Annotated in this window: 16 protein-coding genes; 11 read left to right on the forward strand and 5 right to left on the reverse strand. The window is 42.1% G+C overall.

All coding sequences use genetic code 11. From position 1 onward, the window contains the following. Positions 1-100 precede the first annotated feature (100 nt). The 7 genes from dnaA (at position 101) to L6421_RS00035 (ending at position 9,237) form a co-directional block, all read left to right on the forward strand. Positions 101-1,480, forward strand: a complete 1,380-nt coding sequence (gene dnaA / locus L6421_RS00005) for a chromosomal replication initiator protein DnaA (protein ID WP_375540378.1) — start codon at positions 101-103, stop codon at positions 1,478-1,480. A 20-nt stretch (positions 1,481-1,500) separates the two neighbouring features. Beyond that, the gene (gene dnaN / locus L6421_RS00010) at positions 1,501-2,610 is read left to right on the forward strand and encodes a DNA polymerase III subunit beta (protein WP_237261923.1); all 1,110 of its coding nucleotides are present in this window, start codon (positions 1,501-1,503) and stop codon (positions 2,608-2,610) included. Positions 2,611-2,807: 197 nt separating this feature from the next. After that, positions 2,808-3,701 carry a cation diffusion facilitator family transporter gene (locus L6421_RS00015; protein WP_237261924.1) on the forward strand — a complete coding sequence of 298 codons (894 nt, stop codon included), beginning with the start codon at positions 2,808-2,810 and terminating at the stop codon, positions 3,699-3,701. Position 3,702: 1 nt separating this feature from the next. Continuing rightward, on the forward strand, positions 3,703-4,797 hold the full coding sequence (recF, locus tag L6421_RS00020; protein ID WP_237261925.1) for a DNA replication/repair protein RecF: 1,095 nt from the start codon (positions 3,703-3,705) through the stop codon (positions 4,795-4,797). A gap of 164 nt (positions 4,798-4,961) precedes the next feature. Next, positions 4,962-5,345, forward strand: coding sequence for a DUF4870 family protein (locus tag L6421_RS00025; RefSeq protein WP_237261926.1), 384 nt, complete (start codon positions 4,962-4,964; stop codon positions 5,343-5,345). 376 nt (positions 5,346-5,721) lie between these two features. Continuing rightward, positions 5,722-8,154, forward strand: a complete 2,433-nt coding sequence (gene gyrB / locus L6421_RS00030) for a DNA topoisomerase (ATP-hydrolyzing) subunit B (RefSeq protein ID WP_237261927.1) — start codon at positions 5,722-5,724, stop codon at positions 8,152-8,154. 147 nt (positions 8,155-8,301) lie between these two features. Further along, positions 8,302-9,237 (forward strand): phosphoribulokinase, encoded by a 936-nt coding sequence (locus L6421_RS00035; protein ID WP_237261928.1) that lies wholly within the window; start codon positions 8,302-8,304, stop codon positions 9,235-9,237. 107 nt (positions 9,238-9,344) lie between these two features. Here L6421_RS00035 and L6421_RS00040 read toward each other — a convergent pair whose 3' ends face one another. From L6421_RS00040 to hemF, 4 genes are all read right to left on the reverse strand, one after another. Further along, positions 9,345-11,231, reverse strand: coding sequence for a DUF389 domain-containing protein (locus L6421_RS00040; protein ID WP_237261929.1), 1,887 nt, complete (start codon positions 11,229-11,231; stop codon positions 9,345-9,347). Positions 11,232-11,421: 190 nt separating this feature from the next. Next, positions 11,422-12,087, reverse strand: coding sequence for a hypothetical protein (locus L6421_RS00045; RefSeq protein WP_237261930.1), 666 nt, complete (start codon positions 12,085-12,087; stop codon positions 11,422-11,424). A gap of 62 nt (positions 12,088-12,149) precedes the next feature. Beyond that, complete coding sequence (locus L6421_RS00050; protein ID WP_237261931.1) at positions 12,150-12,518, reverse strand: Hsp15 family ribosome-associated heat shock protein; 369 nt, start codon at positions 12,516-12,518, stop codon at positions 12,150-12,152. A 6-nt stretch (positions 12,519-12,524) separates the two neighbouring features. Continuing rightward, a complete protein-coding gene (hemF, locus tag L6421_RS00055) occupies positions 12,525-13,481 on the reverse strand; it encodes an oxygen-dependent coproporphyrinogen oxidase (RefSeq protein WP_237261932.1) in 957 nt (318 codons plus the stop codon). 224 nt (positions 13,482-13,705) lie between these two features. Here hemF and L6421_RS00060 point away from each other — a divergent pair, with 224 nt between their 5' ends. The 4 genes from L6421_RS00060 (at position 13,706) to L6421_RS00075 (ending at position 18,372) form a co-directional block, all read left to right on the forward strand. After that, positions 13,706-15,982 carry a bifunctional diguanylate cyclase/phosphodiesterase gene (locus L6421_RS00060; protein ID WP_237261933.1) on the forward strand — a complete coding sequence of 759 codons (2,277 nt, stop codon included), beginning with the start codon at positions 13,706-13,708 and terminating at the stop codon, positions 15,980-15,982. A gap of 82 nt (positions 15,983-16,064) precedes the next feature. Next, positions 16,065-16,577 carry a hypothetical protein gene (locus L6421_RS00065; RefSeq protein ID WP_237261934.1) on the forward strand — a complete coding sequence of 171 codons (513 nt, stop codon included), beginning with the start codon at positions 16,065-16,067 and terminating at the stop codon, positions 16,575-16,577. Positions 16,578-16,702: 125 nt separating this feature from the next. Beyond that, the gene (locus L6421_RS00070) at positions 16,703-17,491 is read left to right on the forward strand and encodes a DUF4197 domain-containing protein (protein WP_237261935.1); all 789 of its coding nucleotides are present in this window, start codon (positions 16,703-16,705) and stop codon (positions 17,489-17,491) included. A 56-nt stretch (positions 17,492-17,547) separates the two neighbouring features. Continuing rightward, on the forward strand, positions 17,548-18,372 hold the full coding sequence (locus tag L6421_RS00075; RefSeq protein WP_237261936.1) for a M48 family metallopeptidase: 825 nt from the start codon (positions 17,548-17,550) through the stop codon (positions 18,370-18,372). 107 nt (positions 18,373-18,479) lie between these two features. Here L6421_RS00075 and tsaC read toward each other — a convergent pair whose 3' ends face one another. Beyond that, positions 18,480-19,049 carry an L-threonylcarbamoyladenylate synthase type 1 TsaC gene (gene tsaC, locus L6421_RS00080; protein ID WP_237261937.1) on the reverse strand — a complete coding sequence of 190 codons (570 nt, stop codon included), beginning with the start codon at positions 19,047-19,049 and terminating at the stop codon, positions 18,480-18,482. Positions 19,050-19,132 lie beyond the last annotated feature (83 nt).

Raw genomic sequence — 19,132 nt, forward strand, 5'->3', positions numbered from 1 at the left:
AGCAGTGTCGTTATAGATTAAAAGTCGGTGTTTGAAAGTCTGCATGCCACTTAAGAAGTCGAGCAACAGATTTTCTATAGATTCTTTTGAGGATACAATTTTGTCATCACTTTGGACCCAAAGTCTTAAACACTTAGAAAACGATCTCAACGACCAGCAATTTCACACTTGGATTCGCCCTCTTCAAGCCATTGAAGAAGAGTCTGTGATTCGTCTATTAGCTCCGTCCACTTTTATTTTGGATTGGGTAAATAAAAAATTGATGGACAACATTCGTCAAGCCGTTGCCATCGCTGCACCGACTAATACTCCAGATGTGCAATTGGAAATTGGGGATTACGCATTGGAAGCGCTGGATGATCCAGAACCGACCGTGCCACAACCACTGCAAACCAAATCCAAGGAAGCGGCCAAACCTGAGGCCAAGAAAGACAGTGCGGTCACCAACAAATCGGGGATTAAGCACAATCTTAATACCAGTTTTACGTTTGAGACCTTTGTTGAAGGTAAAGCCAACCAGTTAGCCGCCGCCGCGGCACGCCAGGTGGCAGAAAATCCTGGCGGTAGCTATAACCCGTTTTTTATTTATGGTGGTGTCGGTTTAGGTAAAACCCACTTGATGCACGCCATCGGCAATAAGCTGATGAAAGATAAGCCTGACGCTCGCGTAGTTTATCTGCACTCTGAACGTTTTGTAGCCGATATGGTCAATGCGTTACGTCATAATAAAATTGATGAGTTCAAACGCTTCTACCGTTCATTGGATGCTTTATTAATCGATGATATTCAATTCTTTGCCAATAAAGAGCAATCTCAAGAAGAGTTCTTCCATACCTTTAATACCCTGTTAGAAGGCAACAAACAAGTCATCCTTACCAGTGACCGCTTCCCTAAAGAGGTAGATGGCCTTGAAGATCGCCTGAAATCGCGTTTTGGCTGGGGCTTGACCATTGCCGTTGAACCACCAGAATTCGAAATGCGTGTGGCTATCTTGCTTAAAAAAGCCTCTGAATTTGGTGTGGTACTGCCTGATGATGTGGCGTTTTTTATTGCCAAGCGCTTGCGTGGTAACGTGCGTGACCTAGAGGGCGCCCTAAAACGTGTTGGTGCTTATGCGCAGTTCACCCAGCAAGCCTTAACGGTTGAAGTGGTCAAAGAAGCGCTTAAAGATTTGCTGGCTTTACAGCAAAAAATGGTTACCCTAGAAAACATTCAAAAAACCGTGGCGGATTATTATAAAATCCGAGTAGCGGATATTTTATCGAAACGCCGTTCGCGTAATGTCGCACGCCCAAGGCAGATAGCCATGGGGATTGCAAAAGAGCTCACCAATCACAGCTTACCTGAGATTGGCGATGCGTTTGGCGGTAGAGACCACACCACGGTATTACATGCAGTTCGTAAGGTTAAAGAGTTGCGTGAAACCGATCATCATATTGATGAAGATTTTAATAGTTTAATTCGTATCATTACCAACTAGGACTCAAAAGGGCACTTGGCATGAAAATCACTTTAACTCGTGAAAATCTTTTAAAAGTTTTGCAAACCGTAGGCGGAGTGGTCGAAAAACGCCAAACCATGCCTATTTTGGGAAATATTTTATTTCAAGTTTCAGAAAACACCTTAACCGTCACCGCATCCGATTTAGAGATTGAAACACGTGCTCAAGCTGAACTAGAGTCATCTGAAGTCAGTCAATTCGCGATTACCCTTCCAGCCATGAAGTTAATCAATATCGTGCGTTCTTTACCGGATGGTTTGACCATTGTGTTAGATTTTGAAGAGTCTCGTTGTACTTTATCAGCCGGCCGTTCACGTTTTAAACTCTCCACTTTACCTGCTGAAGATTTTCCTACCATTGACCTTTCGCAAGCCGATATGTCTTTTGCGATGTCTCAGCACCAGTTAAAACAACTGATTCACCATTCAAGTTTTGCGATGGCGAGCCAAGATGTGCGTTTTTATCTGAATGGTATGCTGTTCGATATCAGTAACCAATCGTTACGTGTGGTGGCAACGGACGGACACCGCTTATCAACTTGCGCTACCGAATTGGCCATTGAAGGCCTAACGCCAACCCAAGCTATTTTGCCAAGAAAAGGCGTGTTGGAACTCTCTAAGCTAATTGGTGATGACGATACCTTGATTGAATTCGCGCTAGCTAAAAACTACCTCACGGTTCAATTTGAAGAGACGGTATTCACCTGTAAATTAGTGGATGGCCGTTTCCCGGATTATCGTCGTGTAATTCCGCAACATAATGACCAGCTTGTACAAACAGACCGTGAATTGCTACGCAGTTTATTACAGCGTGCTTCGATTTTATCGAATGACAAATTCAAAGGGATTCGTTTGGTATTGAGCAATAATTTGCTTGCCGTTAATGCATCCAATAGTGAACAAGATGAGTCGCATGAAGATATGGCCATTGACTACACCGGTACTGAGATGGAAGTCGGCTTCAACGTTAACTACATTTTGGATGTCCTTAACTCTATGCAAGAAGATTGCGTGACCATGCTGATGAAAGACGCCAATAGTAGTTGTTTGATTGAGACCACTACCGATGCGTGTCATTGTCAGCATGTAATCATGCCAATGCGCCTCTAGTATTGAGGTCTTTTGCCGATAAGGCTGCCACTTCCGCGTTAGAAAACGGTCATGTACAAATTGTACACTCCCTTTTTTCTGCCTTGAATTGACTAGCCTTATCAACAAAATCCCTCCAAACCCACTAGTTAAACATCAATCTCCACTCACTTTTCCCAACCCTCTTTTTAAACCAACCAGCAACCTAGCAAACATTTATGAATAAACCCCAGCTCGTCAGGATAGCAACCTATACCTCCGTAGTGATTGCCACTTTACTGCTTCTGCTTAAGGTCTATGCTTGGTGGTATACCGATTCGATTAGTATTTTGGCCTCATTATTGGATTCGGCGATTGATATTGCCGCATCGGTCATGATTGTTTTTGCGGTGCATATCGCACAAACCCCAGCCGATAAGGAACACCGCTTTGGCCATGGTAATGCGGAACCGCTCGCTGCTTTGGCGCAAAGCGTATTTATCTCCGGCTCGGCGATTTATCTCATCATCTATTCAATCGAACGCTTTATTCACCCTCAAGCCATCCAATCGGCGGATTTGGGATTGATTGTCATGGTGATCTCCCTGATGGTCACCTTGGGGTTATTGAGCTTTCAACGTTATGTCATCAAAAAAACTCAATCTACCGCCATCAAGGCTGATTCATTGCATTATCTATCGGATGTGCTTGCCAATATACTGGTGATTATCACCCTATGGTTCAGTGCCATCCAGTGGCTAGACCCACTGCTGGGTTTTGCCATCGCCGCTTGGATTTTTTACTCTGCGGTTCGTATAGCCATTGAGGCGGGTAATCAACTGCTTGACCATGAACTCCCTCAAGCCATGCGTGAAGAGATTAAACAAATCACGCTCGATACCACTGGGGTTCTCGGTATGAACGACCTACGAAGCTACCAGTCAGGGCCGAATAAATTTGTGCAGTTTGATTTAGAGCTTGATGACAATCTCAGCCTATTTGAGAGCCATAAAATCACCGAAAACGTCACCAAAAAACTCAGACATCGCTTTACCGATTTAGATGTCATGATCCACCAAGAACCGGCTAGCTTGAAACATGACAAATCTCACCATAACTGGGGTAAGGAGTAGCGTGACACAGTTAACCGAACTCAGCATTCAAAACTTTCGTAATTGTGCTTCGGCTCAATTTGAGTTTAGCCATGGCTTGAATTTGATTATTGGCAATAATGCAGCAGGTAAAACCGCGATTATCGAGGCCATTTGGCTACTGGCTACCGGGCGTTCTTTCCGTTCACAGAAATCGCATCACCTGATTCAACATAACAACTCTTCAGCGACACTGTTTTGCCAAACCCAATCCAGTCATAATGCAAACGATACCCACAAGATCGGTGTCCAAAAAACATTGGATAACACCCTACTGAGAATTGATGGTGAGACCGTTAAATCACACGGGCCGATTGCCAAACTATTGCCTATCCAACTGCTCACGCCGGAAAGTCATAAACTATTGGAAGAAGGGCCTAAAGCACGACGTCAATTTATGGACTGGGGATGTTTCCACCAGTCTGACGTGTTTATGAGCGCATGGCGTAATTATCAACGTGGTTTAAAGCAACGTAACCACGCCTTGAAAAAACGTCTGCCTAAAGAGCAAGTGCAATTGTGGGATCAAACCCTGGTGGATAGCGCCTTAAAAATAGATGAGATTCGTCAAGACTATTTAGAGGCTCTAACCCCTTATTTGGTGACGTTTTGCCAAGCGTTAATGCCAGAAATCGAATCTGAGGTGGTTTGCCAATATCGTGCTGGCTGGCCCAAAAGTAATGAAGATTTATTGGCTTTGTATCAAGGTAACTTTACCAAGGACTTGCAGCTAGGCCATACCCAATACGGTGCGCATCGTGCCGATATCCGCTTTAAGTTCAACAATCAAGAAGCGATGAATATTTTGTCACGCGGCCAACAAAAGTTGTTTGTCTGTGCGCTATTATTAGCTCAAGCCAGTTTGCATGAAAAGGTGGTGAACGAACCGGTGATCATGTTGATTGATGATTTACCTGCGGAGCTTGATGAAATTCACCGCACCAAACTGCTGGAACTATTACAAATCCTAAATATCCAACATATTATCACCACCACTTCAGAGGATTTGATTCCCGTTCTCAATCCTGACACTTACCAGGCCTGGTCAATTCAAACTGGCAAAATAACAGCCAAATAAGCTTATAGGCTTACCACCTAAATACCTGGTGATGGCTCTAAAAACCCACCAGGCTGGCAATAAATTCAACTTATTCTAGTTTCATTAATTTCTATAAGGTAAATTACTAGTTTTGCTAAAATGTTTTTGCAAAAAAATATAATAATAATCAGAAAAGGATATTTATGTCAGACCCAGTTGAAACTCCTCAACCAGTAGCAGCGTCAGAAGCCCCACAAGCTGAAATTAGCACTACGGTTCCAACCATTATCTATGTGTTGTTTTTGGCTAATTTCATTTTGCCGTTTACCAGCCTTATCGGCGTCATTATGGCGTATGTCAATAAAGGCGACGGCAATTTCCTAGACTCGCACTACCAGTTTCAAATCCGCACGTTTTGGATTGGACTGTTATATGCCATCGTAGGAATCTTATTAACCGCTGTTTTAATCGGTTGGTTAATCCTGTTGTTCTATGCCATTTGGATTATCGTCCGTTGTGTTAAAGGCTTTAAATATCTTGGTAAACAACAGCCAATGCCTGACCCGACTAGCTGGATGTTTGGGTAATATTTTCACCAAAAAAATGCACTAAAAAGGTCGCTCTGCGACCTTTTTAGTTTCTAAACCCTACCTAAACAATTTTTAACATTTTTTAAGATAATTCAACCCCTCTTAAACACCCAAACAGCATGACTTATATTGAATTTTCAATCCATTTTTTATTACTTTTATTACAGCACCCTTAACTTCATTTCTCACTACGCCAAATAAAGCATTATTTTCTTCATAAAAACAATATGTTACATCAAGCAAACACACGCCATATTGATTTCGCAAATTGGGGTGTTTTATGGTAAAATTTGACAACTATTTTAGTGATAAAAATAACCTGAGATTTTGAGTTTAAAAGCACTTTCAATCTCCATAAAAGAAATCGAGTTTTATGTCTGAAGAAACGCAATACGATTCCTCCTCCATCAAGGTATTAAAAGGCCTTGATGCGGTCCGTAAACGTCCTGGAATGTACATTGGTGATACCGATGATGGTTCAGGTCTACACCACATGGTATTTGAGGTTGTTGATAACGGTATCGATGAAGCCTTAGCAGGTCACTGTGACAAAGTTGTGGTCACCATCCATACCGATGGTTCTGTCTCTGTAAGCGATAACGGTCGTGGTATTCCGGTTGGCATTCACCCAGAAGAAGGGGTTTCTGCCGCTGAAGTCATTATGACGGTTTTGCACGCTGGTGGTAAATTTGATGATAACTCGTACAAGGTATCCGGTGGTCTTCACGGGGTAGGTGTTTCGGTGGTAAACGCCTTATCTGAAAAGCTCGACTTGATCATCAAACGTGAAGGCCATATTTGGAAGCAGTCTTACACGCATGGTGTGCCAGATGCTCCACTTGCATCGGTAGGTGAAACAGACCAGACTGGAACAGAAATCCGTTTCCTACCGAGTAAAGAGACCTTTACCAATGTGACCGAATTCAGCTTTGATTACCTGTTGAAGCGTCTACGAGAACTCTCTTTCTTAAACTCTGGTGTACACATCGAGTTAGTGGATAAGCGTGATGACCGTCATGAAGTCTTCCAGTTTGAAGGTGGTATCAAAGCGTTTGTTGACTATATCAATACCAACAAGCCGGTTATTCACGACAACGCATTCTACTTCTCAACCGTTAAAGACGATATTACCGTTGAAGTGGCGATGCAATGGTCAGAATCTTACCAAGAGTCGATTTTCTGTTTTACCAATAACATTCCTCAGCGTGATGGTGGTACTCACCTTTCCGGTTTTAGAGCGGCATTGACCCGTACTTTGAACAGTTATGCGGAATCGGAAGGCTTAAACAAAAAATATAAGATGAACGTTTCCGGTGACGATGCTCGTGAAGGTCTTGCCGCGGTTATCTCGGTAAAAGTGCCGGATCCTAAGTTCTCATCTCAGACTAAAGACAAACTGGTTTCTTCAGAGGTGAAGTCGGCGGTTGAAACCGCAATGAACGAAAAGCTTGCTGAATTCTTGCTAGAAAATCCAAAAGACGCGCAATCGGTATTCGCTAAGATTGTCGATGCAGCACGAGCACGTGAAGCCGCGCGTAAAGCCCGTGAAATGACACGTCGTAAAGGCGCTTTGGATATTGCCGGTCTACCAGGTAAACTGGCTGACTGCCAAGAAAAAGACCCTGCTCTTTCTGAACTGTACTTGGTGGAGGGTGACTCCGCGGGTGGTTCAGCCAAACAAGGCCGTGACCGCCGTACTCAAGCAATTTTGCCGCTTAAAGGTAAAATCCTTAACGTTGAAAAAGCCCGTTTTGACAAGATGCTGGCTTCTGCCGAGGTAGGCACCTTAATCACCGCTTTAGGCTGTGGTATTGGGCATGATGAGTACAATATCGACAAATTACGTTATCACCGCATCATTATCATGACGGATGCCGACGTGGATGGATCCCACATCCGCACGCTACTGCTAACGTTCTTCTACCGTCAGTACCCAGAGTTGGTTGAAAAAGGTTACATCTACATTGCCCAGCCACCACTCTATAAAGTGAAAAAAGGTAAGCAAGAAACCTACTTGAAAGATGATGGCGAACTTGAAAGTTACCTACTTCAGAATGCCATTGACGGTTCTGAACTGGTTACCGAAGAAGGTGCGCCAAGCATTAAGGGGCTAGCGTTAGAAACGCTCTCTAAGAGCTACTTCAAGACCAAACACACAATCGATCGTTTATCTCGTCGTTATAACTCGGTTTTCTTGAATATGCTGGTGGACAATCCGGAAATCAATAACGATGTCTTAAATGACTTAGATGCGCTAGAAAGTTGGATTGAAGGTATTTTACCGGCCTTAAAAGCCAGTGGCGAAATCAACAAAGTTGATTACAACCTGACGGCGGAACCGGCAACGGAATTAGACAGTAAAGGCAAGTTCCAAATTCGTCTACAACAGCGTGAACATGGAACTTTAAGCATGCAAGTATTTGATGCCGAGTTCTTTGCCTCTAAAGACTACGCACAAATCGTAGACTTAGGTAAATCATTACAAGGCCTACTTTCTAATAGTGCTTATATTCAACGAGGCGAGAAGAAACAGTCTATTTCTACCTTTAGCGAAGCGGTTGATTGGTTATTTGCCGAAGCCAAACGTGGTCAAAACATCCAACGTTATAAAGGTTTGGGGGAGATGAACCCAGAGCAGCTTTGGGAAACCACCATGAACGCAGAAGCACGCCGTTTACTTCAAGTGACCGTACGTGATGCCATGATTGCCGACCAAGTCTTCACCACCCTAATGGGAGATGAAGTTGAGCCGCGTCGTGATTTCATTGAGTCGAATGCATTACAAGTAGAAAACTTAGACATCTAAAACAAAACGTCGCTAAACGTATTTATTTTTGAAAATTGGGCGCATTTAGTTTCTAATATGCGTCACAAGTCTAAAGCTATAAAGAATTTATAAAGAAAAACACACAGTTACCAGGCCTGGTAACTGGTTAAATTTAGGAGACAGTTTATGTCAGTTCAACACCCTATCGTAACTGTTACCGGTTCATCTGGTGCAGGTACTTCATTCGTAAAGCGTGCTGTAGAGAAAATCTTTGACCGCGAAAACCTAAACGTAGCAATCGTTGAAGGTGATAGCTATCACAAGTACAGCCGTGCTGAAATGAAAGAAAAAGTGGCTGAATCAAAAGCGAACGGTGGCCCAGTACTTACTCACTTCTCAGAAGCGGCAAACGAGTTTGCTGAACTAGAAGCACTTTTCAAAGAGTATAAAGAAACCGCTACTGGTAAGCGTCGTTACTACATTCACAGTGACGAAGAAGCGGCAGAACATAATGCACGTTTAGGCGGAACCAATTATCAGTCTGGTGAATTCACTCCTTGGGAACCAATCCCAGAAGGAACTGACGTACTTTTCTATGAAGGTCTTCACGGGATGGTTAAACGTATGGATCACGGTCCAGAGGAAGGTATGCACAACGTAGCACAGTATGTTGATTTAGGGATTGGTGTAGCACCATCTATCAACATCGAGTGGATGCAGAAAATCTACCGTGATACAGCAGAACGTCCATATTCAGTACAACAAGTACGTGACACCATTCTTGAGCGTATGCCTGACTACATCGAGACAATCGTTCCTCAGTTCCACCGTACACACATCAATTTCCACCGTGTACCGTTAATTGATACGTCTGATCCATTCTCAACCATGTCTCCAGACGCACCAATGGGACCAGCACCAGAAGATTCATTAATCATCTGTCATGTTCGTCACCAGGATGTCGATCTAGAAGCGGTTAAAAACCAAATTGAAGGTGCGTTCTTACAAAATGCTGAAACGTTAGTTTGTAGCGGTTCACATATGGTTCAAGCGATGGATTTAATGATGACTCCAATCATCCAAAACCTAATTGCTAAAAAACGTGCTGCAATGGCAAAATAAACTAACCTTTATTAGCTTAGTTTAATTTGTACATGAAAAAACCCCATTAATTTGGGGTTTTTTTATACCTAAAATTTGACCATGACCAAAATCCTGCCCCGTTGAATTTAACGCAGGATTGCCATTTTGCTTTCAAGCCTGACTTCTCGTTGTAACCTACTCTCTATCTCTTTTTTAACCTTATCGATATGCTGTGTATCGATATCGTGGTCTGATAATAAAGTGACCGAGATATAAAGCGGCTTTTGACTTCTAATGGTTACATCCTGTAATTCAACTCCTCCCACATGCCAACCCTCTAAACTTGAAACAATGTTTTGCCTATCCACCAATTTAGCAAAGGCAAAACTCAATGGAATACTAACAATCAAGACAAAACCTAATGCATAAGCGACACCTTTTTTAGCCAAATGAAACGGGCTAAAACCCATCACCAAAAACGTTAAGGCGGCCGCCAAAACAATACCAAAAAGGTTGGTGATGAAGAGTAAAAATGCACCAGAAAAAGTTGACCAACTCAACCAAGCAATTCCGATAGCCGAAACCGCTAGTGGAGGTACAAGAGCGACCGCAATGGCGACTCCCGCTAAACTTTTAGCAACCTCAGAACGCGCATTTGCATAGGCCGCGGCAATGCCGGAGATAATCGCCACGGCCAAATCCAAAATAGTTGGACTTAATCGTGCTCCGATTTCACTATTTATTTCCTGCAAAGGCGTAATCAAACTAAGCAAAATACCAAAACCTAAGGCAAGTATCATTCCAATGGATAAGGTCTTTAAGCTCGAAGATATTAAGTCAATATTTTGTCGCAACACCCCCATCGATAACGAGATAATCGGAGCCATCAACGGAGCCAAAATCATCGCTCCAATAATCACAGGAGCAGAATTGGCAAACAACCCAACTGTCGCTAAAAGCGTCGAAAGCACCATTAAAACCAAATAAGATTGACTAACTTGTGAGTTTTCTTTTAAGTTTACAAAAGTCTCTTTGACCTCATCTTGATCAATATGATGAATCCAGGGTAGCGGTCTTTCAATCAACTCCTTTACAGCCTGCCCTTTAGGTAAACTAGAAACACTTACTGATTCTTTTAACTCTTTGACCTGTTCTTTAATGGGCAGCCTTTTACTCAACACCTTAAGTGAATTCGGCTTAACAACGACATCTACCGTTTCAGCAGTATAAGCAACGGCATCGACCGTATAAGGAAGTTCACATTGGCCAGAAATATGGATTGTTTTAGTTTTGATATGCCCGATATAGTTTGCTAAAGCTTGGGCGCCCTCTTTATTTGGAAAAAGACGGGAGAAGAAAAACCTCACGACTTCCGAGATACTTCTTGGCGCCAAGATAATGGTATTTAAGCTAGCCTTATCTTGCTCTGTTTCACCAATCACTTTTTTAGTGAAATCACTACCACTAGGCCTGTAAACAATGGTTATACCCAAAGCGGCAGTATTAACCGTTGCCCCCTTCTCTGTTGTTAATTTGAAAGGTAACAGGCTGGTCTTACTCAAACTCAGTGACATCAACGTTAGATACTTAAGCTTACTCCATAAACTGTTATCAATATTGGAAGCCGGTCGCATCATCGATGGATGCCCCAACATAACCGACCCTAAAACAAGGCGATCATTACAGAACAACAAGTCACTCAATACGGGTTCTTCAGCCGATTGGATATCCGCTAACGATTCTTCGATTTTTTTGGAAATGGGGAAGGTACGATAGAAACGATTCATATCTGGATGCGGTAAAAAACCGACATTCCAGTTATGTTCCGAAGCAAAGGGAATCAACTCATAGAGATCACTGTCTCCAAGCCAAAATAATACATTGGCACCATCAGGAAGCGAAAGCTTTTGCTTGTTTTGATAGGCTACAACGGGCCAATTTTCATCTAAAAAAGGACGGATACCACTTTCAAAAAGCGCTAATTTTTGTTCATCAAAAACAACCGTGTAGTGAGCGGTATTGGTCATAAGCATTCCAATCCATTTGTCAGTAATAACTTGATTATATGCGGATAATACGCCGATAAAAAATTAAGTGTTTAAATACCTGGTCAGAGATTAGTGTGGGGCAAGTTGAAGAGGGAATGAATTAATGGGGAAACAGAAGAGGAGTAGCATGAAGAAAATTAAGGGTGCTCACTGCACCCTCAATATTAGAACTTTTTTAGAAACGGTAAGTCACACCCGCTTGCAACATTGGTAAGAAATCATAATCAGCCACATCATCTTTAAGTTTGGCTTCTTCATCTTTCAAAGCATCATTAAAACCAGAACATGAACCAGGTACACTCTCTGTACAAGTACCACTAATACCTAAATTGGGTGAACCTGTAAAGAAAGCGCCAGCTTCAAACATAAACCCAAATCCTTTAGTAGGAGAGTGTCCCCAACCTAAACTCAATGTCGGTGCATTATCCCAAGCAAAATTAGCATTTACCGTAACATCACCACTGAAAGTATCGTTACCAACTGTTACACTTCCAGATTCACTACCATTGGCTTTCAACTCAAAATTATTAATGGCGTAACCCGCTGAAAGAAAAAATCCATTGGCAAATGGATGATAGTCTAAAGCTAAGCGGTGAATACCACCATCAGCCTTTACCTTATATAGAATTTCTGTATCAGATGACTTTTCAGAAACTCCCATGCCACCAGATAAAGCACCGCGGACTTGTAAAGATTGAGTAATAGGGTAAGAAAGTTCTAATGTAGCGCCAGAAAACGCACCGTAGTTTACCGCCACCCCAACATTATCCATTGCAATAACCGATTGAGAAGCAACCAACATAGCTCCTCCTAACAACGTGGATAAAACTTGTCTTTTCATAAATCTGTTTCCTTGATAAATTTCCAGAAATTATACTTATTAATACCCACAAAAACAGGTAACTACGAATAAAAATCGTCAATCTTACGTCTATCTCGTTTGGTTGGCCTGCCCGCCCCTTTTTCTCGATAACCCACCAAAGCCATATCGGCCGTGGGTTTTCTTTGGTTGAGCACTTCGTTATCGAGTTGATAAAGGGTTAAGGCTTGTTCCGCAGAACCTCGTTTGTCACTGACAACTAATACCGTCACCTCAACCTGGCGGTGTACTTGGGTGATTTTGAGTTTATCGCCAACACTTAAGGTTTTACTTGGTTTGGGTTTAAAGCCGTTCAGTTCAACCTTTCCGCCTTTAATCGCCTCCAAAGCGACTCCACGGGTTTTAAAAAAACGTGCGGCCCATAACCATTTATCAACTCTGAGTTTGTCCATAAAAAATTAAACCAAGTCTTCCAGCCAATCTTTAGGCGTTAAATAATTATAAATATTAGACTCTTCACTCCCTGGCTCTGGTTGATAGTCATATTTCCAAGTCACGACAGGCGGCATCGACATCAAGATGGACTCAGTTCGGCCTCCCGTCTGTAGACCGAAAATCGTACCTCGGTCAAACGCTAAGTTAAACTCGGCATAACGACCACGACGATATAATTGGAAATCTTTTTGACGCTCACCATATTCCATCTCTTTGCGTCGAGCGACTATCGGACGGTATGCCGTGATGAAGTGATTGCCGACTGATTGCATAAAGTCAAAACACTTATCAAAATCCCAACCAAAGGTTTCTGTATTCAAATCATCATAGAAAAGTCCACCGACACCACGGGTTTCATCCCGGTGTTTCAAATAGAAATACTTGTCACACCAGGCTTTATATTTTGGATAAATTTCTTCACCGAAAGGCTCACATGCCAATTTTGATTGCAAGTGCCAGTGCACGATATCGTTATCAAAAGGATAATAAGGTGTTAAATCAAACCCGCCACCAAACCACCAAACAGGCTCTTCACCCGCTTTTTCAGCGACAAACAAGCGGATATTAGCGTGAGAAGTGGGTACATAGGGATTACGAGGGTGAATAACCAAAGACACACCTAATGCTTGAAATGAACGACCCGCCAATTCTGGACGATGCGCGGTAGCAGATGGTGGTAATTTTTTCCCTTTGACGTGCGAAAAGTTCACACCACCCTTTTCAATCACCGTACCACCTTCCATTACCCTGGTACGGCCACCACCAGTCAGACCCATGGCACCTTCTTCGCCATCACGTTCCCACTCATCAATAATAAAGTCCATAGATCCATCTTCTTCAGCAAGCTGAGAACAGATATCGTCTTGTAAATTAAGTAAGTAGGCTTTTACGGCTTCAATATTGATGGTTGTGGCTGACATAATAAATCCTTTGAAAATGAGTCCTTCCATTTTAATCTGAATCAACCAGGAAAACCATGCTGTGAGCCATTTAACCTAATCTTAGCTAGTTATCTTGACAACATATCGCGACTCAAGCGGGCATGCTTTGTAATCTTAGCTCTTTTTAAATACCGATAATTTAGGCATAATCCAAATACCTACCCTTAAAAAGCTCTAAACTGAATTAATCTTTAAGGATTAAAATGAATAAAAATATTTGGACAGTCTATTATTTAATCTTGGTTATTAGCGCCATTGGCTTACTAGGGGCTAGTTATGCCAAGTTTTCAAGCGTCCATCAATACTTTTATGCTGAAAATGAAGCCTCAATAAAACTGTTAACCAAAAGTATCGAATCCAGCCTTACCGAGAATGAATTGCTGCTTGATATCTTAGGGTCAAGACTGCTTGAAAATAACCTTTATCAAGACACCCAAAAAACGCATCAACTCCTCAAACAGACACTGGCAACCAAACCAAGCCTGGCAGGTTTTGGCTTAATTGATCCTAACGGAAACTTTATCTCGGCAAGTGGTAATATCAATGCCTCGCTGCTCCCCAATTTACTGAACGCAAAGATCAGTAGGGAAGATTTTCAAAAAACCCTAAACAGCCACAATATGGTAATTGGCAGAAGTTATTTTTTTGCCGCACTTGATAGCTGGGTGGTGCCTTTAAGAAAGGCTTTAAGAGACAGCAATGGAAACGTCATTGCTGTTATAGGTACTGGCGTAAAACTTAAAGATATCTCTAGATTCACTGGCTTTACAAAAAATGAAAACAAAATATTAACGGTCATCAATCCAAACAACTATTACCGTGTATTTTCAAGTGATCTTGATCCTAGCCAATATCAAGAAGCCTACTCCCAACCTCTTCCTAGAAAAATTTTAAAATCATTAAATGATTTAGTGGTCGAAAAATACAAAATCACCCTTAACGATGTGCCGAATAAAATGCCCGACATTCCAATGAACGGAGAAAATTATGACAGCCTTACCGGCACTCATGTCATAGGTTCACTCCTATACAATTCAAAATATAATCTTTGGATTGTACTAAAAGAACCTTCTTCGCAGATTAGAAACCAACTCATAGGGGCTCTGTCACTCTATCTCTTTATATTTCTTGTTATTCATCTCACTTTACTATGGATGGTTAAACGCATTCATAGAAATGAATCACAAGCACGTGAAACACTAGAATATCAAGCAGAACACGATTCCCTTACCGCCTTGCATAACCGAAATTATTTAGAAAAGCACTTTTCTGAACTGATACAAAGTACCGATGAAGAAATAAGCTTATTGTTTGTTGACCTAGACAACTTCAAGCACATTAATGATACGTTTGGTCATTCAACCGGGGACAAACTGTTGACACTAGTTGCACAGCGCTTAGATAGCTTTGCCCGCTATTCACAACACATCATTAGGTTTGGGGGCGATGAATTTGTCATTGTTATGAAGGGACAAAGCCACCATGATTTTGACATCGCTAAACAGATTATTGAAACCATTGCCGTCAGCTATTTAATTGACGACTTGAGTTTCACTATCGGTGCCAGTGTTGGTATCGCAAGAGGTAAAGGTGGTTCTTGTAGTCTCAACCACCTATTAAGTCATGCCGATTTAGCCTTATACCAAGCGAAAACCAGAAAGAACTGGGTAGAAGTCTTTTCTGATGAATTAGAACTCAAATCCCAAAAAACCGCTGCCATTGAGCATCATTTAAGATCTGCTATTGAAGAGAACGAGATCTACCTCAACTACCAACCTCAACTTAACAACCAAACTGAACTTCACGGGGTAGAGTGTTTAGTGCGGTGGCAAAACTCTAGCTTAGGTTTTGTTCCACCTGATGAGTTTATTAAAATCGCCGAAGAAATGGGATTTATGCCGACCCTTGGTCACCACATTACCCGTTTAGCTCTCACAGAAATGGCGCAACTACAAAAACATTTAAATAAGCGTTTTCACATCTCAATCAACGCTTCAATTAAACAGTTTATGCAAGAGCAGTTCTTCGATGACTTTATGGATTGCGTGACCAAAAGCGGAATTCCCCCTAAATACATCACAATCGAGGTAACTGAATCCATCTTGATTGAAGATGTTAATTTCATACTATCAATACTCGACCAGTTCCGTAGAAAGGGCATCGCCATATCTTTAGATGATTTCGGAACAGGTTATTCCTCACTCAGCTTATTAAGAGAACTTCCTATTCAAGAACTTAAAATCGATAAGGTTTTTGTAGATGATATTTTAGATGACTCAAAAGATGCTTCCCTCGTTAAAAACATCATTAATATCGCGAATGAATTCGATATTGTCACTCTAGCGGAAGGGGTAGAAACTGTAGAACAATTTAATAAGCTACGTGCTTATGAATGTGATTTATATCAAGGTTATTACTTTTCCAAACCACTTGCTGTTAAAGATTTAGAAAAATATATCGAGAAGCATAATATCGTCTAAATAACCCTCCAAACATTCTCTATTTTTAACCTACCAGGCCTGGTAGGTTAAAAAAACACTATTTTCACATACAGGATTAACTATGAAAAGCCTTGTTCTGAGCGCTTTAATGTTCACAACATTACAAAGCTATGCCCAAACAAATAAAGACCCAATGCTCGATGAATTTCATAAATTCGGCATTACCCATTGTGATGAATTCATTCAAAAAAATACCGAGAACATGGGAAACTGGAAGTTTTTTATTGATAAATACTCCGGTGGAATTGATGGACCAAGCACCGAAGTTTCATTAACCCAAATTTCCGGCAAACCAGGGCAATCCTTTAAAACCGACTACACATTCATTCAAACCTTAAAACAATGTTTTTTACACAAACGTGGGAAAATTACCGCCTTTGATAGTTGCGCTAAAGCGGTTGACTCAAAAATTTGGACGCTTCAGTTTGACCTACCAAACTATGGCTACAAACGCTATACAGACTCAAAAGGCATTATTCTTTACACTAAAGAGCTGGAGTTAGGAGGCAAAAATGCCTGTTTGCTTGAGTACGAATTCCGCACTAAAGGGGCGCATAGCGTTGTGCGTAAATAATTGATTTAACATAAATCAACACCAATTTAAGCTTCAATCTCATATGAATTTGATTGGATTCATTTTTAAACTTAGGTATTCTGTTAGCACACATACTTAGACACTTCTTTTTAGAGAGGCACACGATGAATAGACTCAACCAAATCCATAACAAAACCGTGATCGCTTTACCCTTATTCCTGGCCTTGAATGCATTTAGCTTTCAAAGCCAGGCAGGCTGGCTTGACCAAGGTGCGGATCTATTAAAAAGTTTTCAAGAGAGCCAATCATCAAGCACAAATACAACAAGCAATTCCGCTCTTCCAAAAGACCTCTCTACAGAAGAGATACAAAAAGCCTTTAAACAAGCCTTAACTCAAGGTTCAGAAACGGTCGTCAACAAACTCAGTCTTAAAGATGGTTTCAACGCCGATCCCAAGATACACATCCCTTTGCCCGATTCCCTAAAAACGGTGCAATCCACCCTGAATCAGTTCGGTATGGGTAAATACATGGATGATGTAGAAACCAAACTTAACCGCGCGGCAGAAGCGGCCACACCGCAAGCTAAAGCGCTATTTCTAGATGCCATTAAAGAGATGTCTTTTGATGATGTGAAAAAGATCTACGAAGGACCAAAAGATTCGGCGACTCAATACTTAAAATCTAAAACCGCTCCTAGCCTTAAAGCCAAAATGGCGCCTATCGTCGAAAATTCATTGAATGAAGTGGGTGCCATCAGCGCCTACGATAAAGCCATCAGCAAATACAAAAACCTGCCTTTTGTACCTGACGTGAAAACAGACTTGTTAGAACACGTTGTCGATGAGGGAATGAACGGCATGTTTTATTACATCGCTCAGGAAGAAGCCGCCATTCGTAAAGACCCGATTAAACAGTCAACCGAACTACTGAAAAAAGTGTTTGGTAACTAAACGACTCAATTGAACCCTAGCCAACCAAGCGATAAAGAAGTAAAACGGACACTGTTATGCACCTAACCACCTTAATCAAACATAGCCTTTTAACCGCCACACTATTTAGCATGGTAGCTTGTACTTCAACCAGTACAAAACAGGGTACGGTAGGGGTTAAACGTGAACAACTTTTGCTTATTTCTCCCGCACAAATGACGCAAGGCGCTCAAGTTGCCTATAACTCGGTATTGAAAGAGGCGCAAACCGCCAAAAAATTAAATACCGACAGCGAAATGGTCAAACGAGTACGTCGCATTGCCAACAATATCATCCCTCAAACAGCCGTATTTCGTGACGATGCGCCGAAATGGGCTTGGGAAGTAAATGTACTCGAATCCGACCAATTAAACGCTTGGTGCATGCCTGGCGGTAAAATCGCTTTCTATACCGGAATCATCAATAAACTTAACCTCACCGATGCCGAAATCGCCGCCATTATGGGACACGAGATTGCACACGCATTACGTGAGCATGGCCGAGAAAGAGCCTCTGAACAAACCTTAACCCAAGTTGGTTTATCGGCCTTAAGTATCTTTACAGGTGTACAAGGGCCCGCTTTAGATGCCGCATCTATGGCCTTACAAGTCACGCTAACCTTACCTAACAGCCGAACCCATGAAGTGGAAGCCGATCGAATGGGGGTGGAATTGGCTGCTAGAGCGGGTTACAACCCTTATGCGGCCGTCAGTGTTTGGCAAAAAATGGAAAAGCAATCCAAAGGCGGGCAGCCTCCAGAGATCCTCAGCACCCATCCATCCCATACCAATCGTATCAAAGACCTTTCCAGGTACGCTAAAAAGGTAGAACCTCTCTATTTAAGAGCGATAGGCAAACGTTAATTTTGCAGGCTCAAGTATTATCTACAGCCGTACACTGACGCCCTAAAAATAGGGGGGGTTATTATTCAGGGAGGTTTTTTCTTGGTGGTTTTTGAAGAGAAGCAATTTCAGCGCAAAACCTGTCCGGTTTTAGCTTCTCTAATCTGAGTGGGCTTAAGTAAACCGCCCAATTCAGCAGAAATACAGAAAACCTGATTCTTGAACTCACGCTCAACCTCTTGACATGATATCGCGGGGGGATGGTTGGATAGATTGGCACTGGTCGAGACGATTGGCCCTCCAAAGGCCAAACATAACTGTTGCACAACCGGATGGTCTGACACTCGAATCGCCACCGTATCCCGACCGCCGGTAATCCATTCAGGCATAGTGGTTTTGGTATTTTGCTTTAGAGGCAATACCCAAGTCATAGGGCCTGGCCAGGTTTGCAAGACACTCTGCTCCCAATCACAACCCTGTAATTCAACCCAATCCAGAATTTGCTCGACATTTGCCGCTACCAAAATCACACCCTTTTCCATAGGGCGTTGTTTCACGTGGAACAGCTTCTCTACCGCCTGCCGTTTAAAAGGGTCACACCCCAAACCATACACCGCTTCTGTTGGATAAGCGATGACCTCGCCTTGTTTTAAAAGCTCAACCGCTTGGGTGATTTGAGATTGTGATACTGTTTTCAATGGCAACACCTTAATAACCAGAAACCTTACCTTCAAAAAGTAAAGATTAAAGCCGTTTTGAAAAGCGACCAGGCCTGGTCGCT

It is taken from the genome of Thiomicrorhabdus immobilis (genome assembly GCF_021654855.1).
GTDB classification, from domain to species: Bacteria; Pseudomonadota; Gammaproteobacteria; order Thiomicrospirales; family Thiomicrospiraceae; genus Thiomicrorhabdus; species Thiomicrorhabdus immobilis.